Origin of the sequence: Marseilla massiliensis (assembly GCF_016899855.1) — a bacterium.
Lineage (GTDB): Bacteria > Bacteroidota > Bacteroidia > Bacteroidales > Bacteroidaceae > Prevotella.
Map to the genome: position 1 here is coordinate 1 of NZ_JACJJG010000075.1, position 12,069 is coordinate 12,069.

Genomic DNA, 12,069 nt, shown 5'->3' on the forward strand with positions numbered 1-12,069 from the left:
TTTTCTTAATTCTTAACTCTTAATTCTTAATTATTCACTGTCCTCCCAGCCTGCCGAAGAACTCGATTATCTCTTCCCATGTCTTGAAAGTGTCGTCGCCGAAGCGGATGCGTGTGCCCACGAAGTCGGTCGCGCCGAAGTCGTCTGACGGCTCGATGAGGTAGTCGCCGTAAAGAAGATCAAGACGGTTGGTGAACACAAGATGGTTCCATGCGGGCACATTGACCACGTCCTGCACCCATGACGCAACGTCGGAGATGTATTTCGGGTCGTTCGTCGGCGACTGGGCGACGACGTACATTGTGTAATTCTCGAGCAGAGTGCGGTACGCTTTCATCGCGCTCGACTGCTGTTTGCCGTAGCGGTCACGCAGAGTGTCAATGCCGACGTAGATTACCGGGCGGGTGCGACCCTCCTGACGGTCGTCTATCCATTGTACAACGGGTATTACGGAGTGCAGCAGCACGGTGTCGTTCATGCGGTGTTCGCCGTGGAAACTGATGGCGTTGCGGTAGTGCTCGGCGAAAAGTTCCATTGTGTGTACTACCGGATCGGCGTCGCCGAAGAGGCCGAACACACGGCTGTCCCTCTCCTCCGGTGTCACGGCGGAGAAGCATTGGGCGGTTATCTGCTTGTATTCCTCGACCAGAGCCTTGGTTACTATGAACTCCTGAACGCCGTCCTGCCTCGGGTTAAGGAACGTATTTTTGCCCAACATGCCGTGTTTCAGCATGGTGTCGCCCATCTGGAATGCCGGGTTTACCACTATGCGGTCATACCCGTAAAGCATTTCGGTGTACATTCCGCCCATCGACGTGCCGATGATAAGGTCGGGTTGTTCCTTTGCGCAGGTGTCCCTTAAAAGGGCGAGAGCCTCCTCCGGATGGAGCGGAAGGTCCGGAGCGACGACAGTCGCGTCGGGAATCATCTCGCGGATTTTGGTCACCGTGCCCGACTGCCCCGACGAAGCGAAGCCGTGGACGTACAGTATTTTCTTTCCCTTCATCATTCCGGGAAATTGTATCTTGTAGTTTATTTCCATCGTTTTGTTGCCGTTATGGGATAAGGTATATGCAAAATTAGTGAAAAAATCAGGAACAATGAACAACGGATAGTGAATAATGGATTATTTTTGCATTATGGAACAAAGGGAAATCGACGAGAAATTCATGCGCCGTTGCATACAACTGGCGCTCAACGGGCGGCAAAACGCCAAGCCGAACCCCATGGTAGGGGCTGTAATAGTTAGCCGCGACGGGCGCGTAATAGGTGAAGGATACCACGTAAGGTGCGGTGAGGGACACGCTGAGGTCAACGCCTTCGCCTCGGTTAAGCCCGACGACGAGGCTCTTTTGCGCGAATCGACGATATACGTAAGCCTCGAACCGTGCTCGCATTACGGCCGCACGCCGCCATGCGCCGACCTGATAGTACGGAAAGGGGTGAGACGTGTAGTAGTGGGATGTGTCGACCCGTTCGCCAAGGTGCACGGGCGGGGTATCAAACGGCTGACTGACGCCGGCATTGACGTCACCGTCGGCGTGCTGGAACGTGAGTGCAAGGAACTGAACAAGCGTTTCATCACCTTCAACGAACGGCAAAGGCCGTATGTGCTGCTGAAGTGGTGCATGACGGCCAACGGCTATCTTGACGACAACTTCAGTCCGACGATGCTGTCGACGCCCGTAACCCAGATGTTGTCGCACAAGCTCCGGGCCGAGTATGACGCTATACTCGTGGGCCGTGTGACGGCCGAGCGCGACCGCCCCCGTCTTGACGTGCGCCACTGGAGCGGGCCTAATCCGCGCCGTATAGTCATCGACCGCAACCGTCCTTTCTGCCCGTCGGCCGACTTCTCGCGGCCCGTCATACCACAACTTTTCGCCTGGCTGCATGACGAAGGGGTGCAGTCGCTTATCGTGGAGGGCGGCGCCGAGACTTTAAGTGGATTTCTACAGAACAATGATTGGTGGGACGAGATACGTGTGGAGGTGGCCGCCAAGACAGTAACGGGGGGCACACGCGCGCCACGTTTGCCCGATAATGTCGTGCAGACACGCCGTGATATTTACGGCGATAACGTGATAATATATTACGCCAAACGGCAGGAATGAGCACCGCCTGCGGAAAACGAGAATCTAATTGATGGCCTTTTACGTTGCAAAAGGCCATCAATTGCACGATAAAAGGCCGTCTTTTACGAGGTAAAAGACGGCCTTTTGTAATGCGCTGAGTATCAATGCGTTGCGTAAGTGATTTTTGACTGCTTGCGGACTCCAGCTTTTCGCTGCGCGGATTGTGTCGTGAAACGCCTTTTTGGGGTGTTGTTTTACGCATTTCCAATTGCTAATGGAGCGATTATCCGTGTCTATGTTTCACGAATATAGGATTCGGTTCGGCAAAACAAAGTTAAAAAACTTCGTTTTTTCTTGCCATTGCGCTCACTTTTCACTATATTTGTAGAGTATGAAATAACATGAAACGGGACTGTAAACATACCATTTACAATAATTACTAACTATTATTGTCAACCATGAAACATATATTAACACTCTTGTTACTCGTCCTTTTCACTTTTACGGCGTATGGACAAAGTAAGTCGCAGCTGTTGCGCAAGGCGCAGGCCGGTGATGCAAATGCGCAATATCAGGTAGGCGATTACTACTATCATGGCTACAGTTATGGTGGATTGGATTTTGAAAAAGATTACCGTGAAGCTGCAAAATGGCTTTTAAAAGCCGCTGAACAGGGGCACGCCATAGCCCAACACCTGCTTAGCTTCTGCTATAAGTTCGGCGACGGCGTAGCCAAAGACTATGATGAAGCCGAGAAATGGCTGCGTAAGTCGGCTGCTCAGGGATATGACCTTGCGTATCATTCTCTTGGGAATTTTCTCAGAGTCTGTAGGAAAGACTATCCAGGGGCTATTTATTGGTTTAAGAAAGCTGTCGACGAATACTATAGAACAAGTGGCCTTGAAGATAAAGGCTCGCTGCTGGAGTTGAGGGAACTCGGCGTTGAATACCATCCAGGGCAACAGTCGTCAACCGCTAAAAACAACGTGGCCGTCAACCGGAAAAAGACCGCCAACCCAAATAACCCGACTGACCCGAAGGCACAGTACGACCTCGCCTTGCGTTGTCTTTATGAGTATTTGGACGAGGAAAAAGCTTTCTTCTGGTTTAGCAAGTCGGCTAACCAGGGCTTTGCCGAGGCACAACTGGCCCTCGCCACATGCTATGCGGAAGGCCGGGGCATTGACGAGGCCGACGAGAACAAGGCGTTCTACTGGTTCAGTAAGTCGGCGGAGCAGGGCAACGCCGAAGCGCAATACTATCTCGGCAACTGCTACGAGTACGGTATCGGAACCGAAGAGAACGAGAAAATGGCCATAAGGTGGTATGAGCAAGCGGGTTTGAACGGGAATACCGACGCCATGGAGAGCCTATTGGATCCGCTATTCGAGAAAGGGAAACAATACTACCTGTATTGGGGTAAAAAACTGTTATACACCCTTCAGAAAAAAGCCGAGGCTGGCGCAGGCGAAGCCCAGGACGCCCTAGGGCGTTATTATTACAACGGCAACGAGTTTGTTACGGAGATAGACTATGCCCAAGCGGCCTATTGGCTCGAACAGGCGGTGGTCAGCCGCTATGACGACAGCTCTACGTTCAGTATATTAAGCGAAATTTATTCAGAGGGAAAAGGTGTCAAGAAAGACGCGGCAAAAGCCAAACGCTTTGGTGACAAGGCCCGGGAAAAGGCGTATGAGGAAAGTCTCAAAATGTTTTTTCCGTTCTGATTGCCGTGTCGTTACCTGCCGCTGACAGTCACGCCGTACCCCGCCGCGTGTCCGACTGGCGGCATGCCTTTACACCGCCTGCGGAAGATAAGAATATGATTGACGGCCTTTTGTGATGCGAAAGGCCGTCAATCGCACGATAAAAGGCCGTCTTTTACGAGGTAAAAGACGGCCTTTTGGCAATATGCTGATTATCAGTTAATTATGGCCTTGCGCTATTTTGCCGAGAGGAATGCGTCCACTTGTCGTGCCGCATCGCGTCCGCCGGCCATAGCGCGCACTACGAGCGAGGCTCCGCTGGCGGCGTCGCCGGCTACAAATACGTTCGGGGCGAACTTCGGTTGCTGCGGTTTCAGGAAGCCCATCGCCAGCAGCACCATGTCGGCCTTTATCACTTCGGGCTTGCCCACGGGCTCCATCAGTGGGCGGCCGCCCTCGGGATTGGGCTTCCATGTTATCTCCTGCACCTCCACTCCGGTTAGTTTTCCGTCCTTGCCGATGAACTTCAGCGAGTTGATGTTCCAACGGCGGGTGCATCCCTCCTCATGGCTCGACGTGGTCTTGAGCGTGCGCGGCCAGTTAGGCCACGGGTTCTGCGGGTCTTCGGGACCGACGGGCGGCTTCGGCATAATCTCTATCTGCGTCACGCTTCGGCAGCCTTGGCGGTGCGCTGTGCCGATACAGTCGCTGCCGGTGTCGCCTCCGCCGATGACAAGCACGTCTTTTCCCTTGGCGTTTACCAGTTCCTCGCGCTTGAACTCCATGCCCGCCAGCACACGGTTTTGCTGTGCCAGCATGTCAAGGGCGAAGTATATGCCCTTCAGGTCGCGCCCCGGAATGTTGAGGTCGCGTGCCTGCGGAGTGCCCGTTGCAATGACGTAGGCGTCGAAACCGTCGGGCAGCTTCTCAACGTTGATGTTCTGGTTGAACTTAAACTCTATGCCCTCGGCGCGCAGCACGTCCATGCGGCGGTCGATTACGGCCTTGTTCAGCTTGAAGTTAGGTATGCCGTAGCGCAGCAGTCCGCCGGCGTCCTCGTTCTTCTCGAACACCGTCACCGTGTAGCCCGACAGGTTAAGGCGGTTAGCGGCGACAAGTCCGGCGGGGCCGGAGCCTATCACGGCTACCTTCATGCCGTTGCGTTCGGGGTGGTGTATGCGCACGTAGTTCTCCTCGAAGGCGTGCTCGGTTATTGCCGCCTCGTCCTCACGGTTGGTCGTAGGCTCGTGCTCCATAAGGTTAAGCACGCACGCCTTCTCGCACAACGCCGGGCAGATACGCCCCGTAAACTCGGGAAAGTCGTTGGTGGAGTTGAGCAGGCGGTATGCCAGTTCCCAGTCGCCCTTGTACAAGGCGTCGTTCCACTCGGGCGGCTTGTTGCCCAGCGGGCACGCCCAATGGCAGAAGGGCACGCCGCAATCCATGCAGCGCGAAGCCTGTTGGCGGCGGTCGTTAGAGTTAAGGGTCTGCTCTACCTCTCCAAAATCATGAATACGGTCATGTACCGGTCTGTATCCCGCTTCTTTGCGGTGTATCGTAAGAAATGCTTTAGGGTCTCCCATTTTCAATTAAGAATTAAGAGTTAAGAATTAAGAAAATATGACTTGTGGAATTAAGAATTAAGAGTTAAGAATTAAGAAAATATGACTTGTGGTTGTTAGCAATGCTATTTTTCTTAATTCTTAATTCTTAACTCTTAATTCTTTAATAGTCTCTCTGCATGTCGGCAATCTTCTGTTGCAGTTTCCTTACCTGCTCTTCCTGGAGCACACGCTTGTATTCGATTGGGACAACCTGTATGAAGTCCTCGACGTAGCGGTTCCAGTCATCGAGCATAGTGCGCGCGAGCTTCGAGCCGGTGTATAGGTAATGTTGGCGAATCAGCTCGTGCAGCTCCTTGCGGTACGAGCTTTCCTCCACGAGGTTTATCTCCACCATGTCCATGTTGCAGAAGTAGTCGAAGTTGTGGCGCTTGTCCCACACGTACGCTACGCCGCCGCTCATTCCTGCGGCAAAGTTGCGTCCGGTCTCGCCGAGCACTACAACGCGGCCTCCGGTCATGTACTCGCAGCAGTGGTCTCCTGCCCCTTCGATTACCGCTATGGCTCCCGAGTTGCGCACGCCGAAGCGTTCGCCTACCTTACCGTTGACGTACAGCTCGCCGGAAGTGGCTCCGTAGAGGCCCGTGTTGCCTGCTATGGTGTTGTCTTCGGCGTTGAAGTTGCTGCGCACGGGCGGCAATATCGCTATGCGTCCGCCGCTGAGGCCCTTGGCAAAATAGTCGTTAGCCTCGCCCTCCAGCTTGAAGTTGACACCTTTTACGAGGAACGCGCCGAAGCTTTGGCCCGCGCTTCCCTTGAACTTTATGTTCACCGTAGAGTCAGGCAGACCGTTTTCTCCGTATTTCTCGGCTATGAGTCCGCTCAGCATTGTGCCCACGGCACGGTCGGTGTTCTTGATTGCGTAGTCGAGGTTTACCTCTTCCTGTTCTCCGATGGCACGCTGTGCAGAGTGTATAATCTGTCGGTCGAGTATGCCGTCGAGGTCATGATGCTGTACGGTCGTATGCTTTAGTGAGCACGTTCCGCTTTCCTTGTGCAACAGTCGGGTGAAGTCGAGCATTGACGGTTTGCTGCCCTTTTCGGCTGGTTTGCGCACTATCAGCTCTGTATGCCCCACGATGTCGTCGAGCTTGGTGTATCCCATCTCGGCTAAGTATTCACGAACCTCCTGCGCGAGGAATGTGAAATAGTTGACCAGATACTGGTATCTGCCCATGAAGTGGCAGCGCAGTTCGGGGTTCTGGGTGGTCACTCCGAGCGGACAAGTGTTCAAGTTGCACTTACGCATCATGACACATCCGAGCACGATGAGCAGCAACGTGCCGAAGCCGAACTCCTCGGCGCCGAGCAATGACATTATTATTATGTCGCGTCCGGTCTTCAACTGACCGTCAACCTGTAGCCTTACCTGCCCACGCAGACCGTTCTTCACGAGCGTCTGCTGCGTCTCGCTAATGCCTATTTCAGGCGAAATGCCAGCAAAGCGCATGCTCGACGCAGGGCTGGCGCCCGTTCCTCCTTCGGCGCCAGATATCACAATGAGGTCAGCCTTGGCCTTGGCAACGCCCGCAGCGATGGTTCCCACGCCGCTCTCGGCTACCAGCTTGACGCTTATCGCAGCCTTCGGATTGACGTTCTTCAGGTCGAATATAAGCTGCGCAAGGTCCTCGATGGAGTATATGTCGTGGTGGGGTGGCGGTGAGATAAGCGATATTCCGGGTATGGAATGACGAGTCTTGGCTATCACTTCGTCAACCTTGAAGCCCGGCAGCTGGCCTCCCTCGCCCGGTTTTGCGCCCTGTGCCACCTTGATTTGTATCTCTTCGGCGTTCACGAGGTACTCGGTTGTCACTCCGAAGCGTCCAGACGCCACCTGTTTTGTCTTGCTTGAGAGCGATATTCCGTCCATCATGGAGTGGAAACGCTCGTTGTCTTCGCCGCCTTCGCCCGTGTTAGAGCGGGTGCCGAGCTTGTTCATGGCCAGCGCTATGGCCTCGTGCGCCTCCTTTGACAGCGCACCGAAGCTCATCGCTCCTGCCACAAAATGCTTCACGATGGCGCTAACAGGCTCTACCTTGTCTATGTTTATCGGCGTGGCTGCACGCTTGAAGTCGAAGAAATCGCGTATGAATATGGCGTCAGCCTTGTCGTCTACCAGCTTGGTAAACTCCTTGTACTTCTTGTAGTCGCCGTTGCGCGTGGCGAGCTGGAGCGTCGCTATCGTCTCAGGATTCCATGCGTGGCGTATTCCGTCCTTACGGTAATGGAACTGTCCGAGGTTCGGGAGGAAGTCGGTTTCAACCTTCTTTGAGAATCCCTCGTCGTGCATTGCCACGGCATCTTTTGCTATTGTCTCAAGCCCTATACCTCCGATACTTGATATTTCGGTACCGAAGTATGTCTTTAGAAGGCTCTCCGACAGGCCGATAGGCTCGAAAATCTTGGCTCCTCGGTAAGAACGTATGGTAGAGATACCCATCTTCGCCATGATTTTCAGCAGCGCCTTCTTCACCGCCTTGATGTAGTTTGCCTCGGCGGTTTCGTAGTTTTCCTGTACCTTCTTGCGTTTTACGAGGTCGTCGAGGATTGCGAACACCATGTAGGGGCACAGCGCTGACGCACCGTAACCGAGCAAGAGGGCCGCGTGCATGGTCTCGCGTATCTCGCCGCTCTCCACTATCAGGGCGGTCTGCACACGCTTACCTACTGATATAAGGTAATGATGCACTGCGCTGACGGCCAAGAGTGAAGGTATGGCGGCATGCGTTTCGTCGATGTCGCGGTCGGAAAGGATGATGTAATTATATCCTTCGTCAACACTGCGGGCGGCATCCTTGCACAGCTTGTCAAGCGCGTCGCGCAGTCCGTCCTCGCCTTTCGAGCACTCGAAGAGCATCGGCAGCTTGACGGTGTTGAACCCTTTGTATCGTATGTTGCAAAGAATGTCGAGCTGGGTGTTGTTAAGTATTGGGTGGGGCAGGCGCACCATCTTGCAGTTTGACTCGTCCGGGCGTAGTATTCCGGAGCCTACTCGGCCGATATATTCGGTCAGCGACATGACGAGGCTCTCGCGGATTGAGTCTATTGCGGGGTTTGTCACCTGCGCAAACTGCTGTCGGAAGTAATTGAAGAACACCTGCGGACGGTCGCTCAGCACTGCAAGCGGAGTGTCGTTGCCCATCGCTGCGGTAGGTTCCTGGCCGTTGACGCACATCGGAATGATGGTGTTGTCGATGTCCTCGGCGCCGTATCCGAACATGAGCTCGTGCCGAACGAGGTCACTTATGGCGTTGTCCACCTTGCGTCCGCTCTTCAGTTTCTCCAGCTGGATACGGTTGGTGGACAGCCAACGGCGGTAAGGATGCTCTGCGGCGAGGTGCTCTTTTATCTCTCCATCATAGTAAATCTTTCCCTCTTGGGTGTCAATGAGCAGTATCTTTCCCGGTTGTAGGCGTCCTTTCTCCGCTATTTCAGACGGGTCGAAGTCCATAACGCCGACCTCGCTGGCCACCACCATCATGTCGTTCTTGGTGATAGTGTAGCGCGCGGGGCGCAATCCGTTGCGGTCGAGCATACCGCCTGCGTAGCGGCCGTCGCTGAACAGTAGCGCGGCGGGGCCGTCCCACGGCTCCATCAGGATAGAGTGGTATTCGTAAAAGGCCTTCAAGTCTTCCGATATTGGGTTCTTGTCGTTGAAACTCTCGGGTACCATCAGCGCCATGGCGTGGGGAAGCGAGAGTCCCGACATTACGAAAAATTCGAACACGTTGTCAAGACTGGCCGAGTCGCTCATGCCCGGCTGCACTATGGGCGACAGCTCCTTGACGTCGCCGAGGGCGTCAGAGCTGAGCACGCTTTCACGGGCTTGCATCCAGCCGCGGTTCCCTCGTATGGTGTTGATTTCTCCGTTATGGGCCAGAAGACGGAAAGGCTGCGCGAGGCTCCACGTTGGGAACGTGTTGGTAGAGAACCTTGAGTGTACCAGGGCGAGGCCGCTGGTGAAGTATTTGTTGGTAAGGTCGGGGAAATACTGGCGCAGCTGGAGGCTCGACAGCATACCTTTATACACGATGTTCTTGGATGACAGCGAGCAGACATAGAAGTCCTTGTCGCTCACGCGGCGCTCTATGCGCTTGCGGATGAGGTACAGTGTACGCTCAAAAGACGGCACTTTGTCGTCCGTGACGCCAGTTACGAACACCTGTTTGATGTCGGGTTCGCTTTCGAGAGCCGTCTCTCCGAGGCATTCAGGCGCCGTCGGCACGTTGCGCAGGTGCATCAGCGACAGTCCTTCGCGCTCGATTTCCTCTATCATCACGCTCAGGATGTCCTGCTGGCGCTTGCCGTCCTTGGGCAGGAAGACAAGTCCCGTACCGTATTTTCCTTTTTCCGGGACTGGTATTCCTTGAAGAAGTATGAACTCGTGGGGTATCTGCAACATTATACCCGCACCGTCGCCGGTCTTGTTGTCGGCTCCTTCGGCGCCGCGGTGGCGCATGTTCTCGAGTACTTTCAGCGCATTGTCAACCAGTTCGTGGCTCTTATTGCCATGAATGTTGACAACCATTCCGACGCCGCACGCGTCGTGCTCGTACTCGGCATTATACAATCCATTTCCCATTTCTTAGTTGCATTTAAGTTGTAAAAACTAATAACACGTATCAAATTGATTGCAAAATTACAAAAATACTTTCATTTTGACCGTGTTTTTAAGCGTGAATTGTTTAACTTTTTGCAACCTTTTTAGGTTTGTGTTATGATTTTTATCAAAATAGCACCAGTGAAGTTTCTATTTGTAATCTATTTGTTCGTGTTTTATTACAAAATAAAATAAAACCCCGTTTTGTAGATTTTTATATGTTTATAATCTTCAAACGGGGCTTATCATGTATCTTACGTATTGGCGTCTACGTGTCTTTCAGTATGTTCTTAAGCAGGAACGTGGCGTTCTGGTTGCGTGCGACTCCTGGCGTTATCTTATAAGTATAGGTGATGTTGTCAGTCAGTTCTATTTCGAAACACCAGTTATGGAACCGCCCGTTCTCCTCATTCTCCATCTTTGACAGCTCGAGGTCGTGGGTGGCAATTATCCCCGTGACGGGCAGTTGGGCCACGGCCTTGAGGAAAAGGCGCGACCCGTTAAGCTTGTCGAGCGAGTTTGTGCCCTTCAGTATCTCGTCAAGTATTATGAGCGTGCGTGTCGCACGGCGGCAGTTGTCAAGCAGTTGCTTCAGTCTCAGCAGTTCGGCATTGAAATAGCTTATGCCCCGGCTCAGGTCGTCTGACGTGCGCATGCTGCTGAACAGGTTGAAAACTGACACCCGAAGGCTGTCCGCAAACACCGGCATACCGTTCATTGCGAGGATGTAGTTTACGCCAATCGAGCGCAGGAAGGTGCTCTTGCCGGCCATGTTGGCGCCCGTTATGATGTAGTAGTGGCCGTCGCTGATGTTGAAGTCGTTGCGCACCGCCTTGTCGCCAAGGAATGGATGGTACAGTCCTCGGGCGTTGTACACCACCTCGTCGGCCTCTATCACCTCGGCCGTCGTGGCTTTTGGCTCGTTGAAACGAAACGTTCCCATCGACACGAGGGCGTCAACGCGGCTAACGCAGTCGGTCCATTCGGTAATGCTTCGCATGTAAAGTCGCTGCCATTTGAGGAACCGACGCACGAGGAAATAATCGCTCAGGGCAAACATATTGAACAGTATCAGCCCGATGAAGTTGCCCCGCCGGTCGAGGCTGTCAAGTATTCCCGACAGCTTGCCGAACGATTCAAGGGCTCCGCCGTCGCCGTCAGACAGCTTTGCCTGCAACTCCTTAAGCTCGGCGCAGGCAAATCCGGCGTCGCTGATCCGGCGTATCAGGCTGATGTACGTGCGCAGGTTGGCGTGCATCTTCTCCACGGCGCGGCTTATGTTACGTATCGAGCGGGCGTTGAGTCCTATCACGATAAACATCTGTACCACGCCCCATAGCGCGGCTATCGTGCCCGGCATAATGCCGATGGCTGACAGTATGATGAGCAGGGCGAATACTGTAAGGGCCGCTATTGCCACGCCCAATGTCCACGCCTGCCCCGCCTTGGGCGCTATGTCCATGCCGCTTACCTGGGTTACGGCGTCAAGTATGGCCGCAGTGTCTATCTCCTTGTGCTTGCCGTTGGCGCTGTCGGTCGTGCCCTGGCCGTCTGCCATGAACTCGGCGCGCCACTTCTCCATGCCCGCCAGCTCGTCTACGGCCTGTCTGCGGCGCTCCGTTTGGGCCTTGTCCTTGGGCAGGTTGCCCAGCCATGAGGCCAGCGTGTCGCTGCCGCCGGTGGTCACCGAGCGGTTGATACGGTTGAAAAGAGACTCGTGTCCGAACACGTCCATGTCGAAAGTGAAGGCATGCGACGGGTCGATATACCTGCTTCCGCCGCCGAAGCACGAGTAGTCGCCCTCCATGTACCGCCTCTCCTTGGTGTAGACCGAGTGCAGCCGCCTTAGGCTTTCTATCCTGCGTCCGTTCCTTACGTCGCAGGAGCGCACTGCGGCGTATGCCGCCATCATTACCGCGGTAGCCGCAAGGTAGGGCCATTGCATGCCGTAGGCGCAGTAGACCACGGCTGCCACCACGGCAAGGCCGAACGTGGCAAGCTCAAGGGTTACGTACATGCGTCCCTTTTTCTTTAGCGAACTTATCTCACACGACAGCCTGTCGGCC

The 12,069-nt window shown here is 54.2% G+C and carries 6 protein-coding genes; 2 read left to right on the forward strand and 4 right to left on the reverse strand.

Annotation, left to right across the window (positions count from 1 at the left end):
* Positions 1-34 precede the first annotated feature (34 nt).
* Positions 35-1,042, reverse strand: coding sequence for a YqiA/YcfP family alpha/beta fold hydrolase (locus H6A34_RS10920; RefSeq protein WP_205105541.1), 1,008 nt, complete (start codon positions 1,040-1,042; stop codon positions 35-37).
* Between the two features lie 97 nt (positions 1,043-1,139).
* On the opposite strand from H6A34_RS10920, the gene ribD reads away from it, so the two are divergent.
* Together ribD and H6A34_RS10930 are read left to right on the forward strand one after the other, a co-directional pair.
* Positions 1,140-2,114: a bifunctional diaminohydroxyphosphoribosylaminopyrimidine deaminase/5-amino-6-(5-phosphoribosylamino)uracil reductase RibD gene (gene ribD / locus H6A34_RS10925; protein WP_205105542.1), complete on the forward strand. Its 975-nt coding sequence runs from the start codon at positions 1,140-1,142 to the stop codon at positions 2,112-2,114.
* Between the two features lie 419 nt (positions 2,115-2,533).
* Complete coding sequence (locus H6A34_RS10930; protein ID WP_205105543.1) at positions 2,534-3,802, forward strand: tetratricopeptide repeat protein; 1,269 nt, start codon at positions 2,534-2,536, stop codon at positions 3,800-3,802.
* A 215-nt stretch (positions 3,803-4,017) separates the two neighbouring features.
* On the opposite strand, the gene H6A34_RS10935 is transcribed toward H6A34_RS10930, so the two are convergent.
* From H6A34_RS10935 to H6A34_RS10945, 3 genes are all read right to left on the reverse strand, one after another.
* Entirely contained in the window at positions 4,018-5,364 is a 1,347-nt protein-coding gene (locus H6A34_RS10935; protein WP_205105544.1) for a glutamate synthase subunit beta, read from the reverse strand.
* Between the two features lie 142 nt (positions 5,365-5,506).
* Positions 5,507-9,985, reverse strand: coding sequence for a glutamate synthase large subunit (gene gltB / locus H6A34_RS10940; RefSeq protein WP_205105545.1), 4,479 nt, complete (start codon positions 9,983-9,985; stop codon positions 5,507-5,509).
* A 286-nt stretch (positions 9,986-10,271) separates the two neighbouring features.
* The coding region (locus H6A34_RS10945; RefSeq protein ID WP_338088662.1) for a MutS-related protein at positions 10,272-12,069 on the reverse strand (1,798 nt) is incomplete at its 5' end.

Bases quoted from the DNA above. Each gene is read 5' to 3' on its own strand.
- H6A34_RS10930 (WP_205105543.1), top strand. From the start codon at position 2,534: ATGAAACATATATTAACACTCTTGTTACTCGTCCTTTTCACTTTTACG.
- H6A34_RS10920 (WP_205105541.1), bottom strand. From the start codon at position 1,042: ATGGAAATAAACTACAAGATACAATTTCCCGGAATGATGAAGGGAAAG.
- gltB (WP_205105545.1), bottom strand. From the start codon at position 9,985: ATGGGAAATGGATTGTATAATGCCGAGTACGAGCACGACGCGTGCGGC.
- ribD (WP_205105542.1), top strand. From the start codon at position 1,140: ATGGAACAAAGGGAAATCGACGAGAAATTCATGCGCCGTTGCATACAA.
- H6A34_RS10935 (WP_205105544.1), bottom strand. From the start codon at position 5,364: ATGGGAGACCCTAAAGCATTTCTTACGATACACCGCAAAGAAGCGGGA.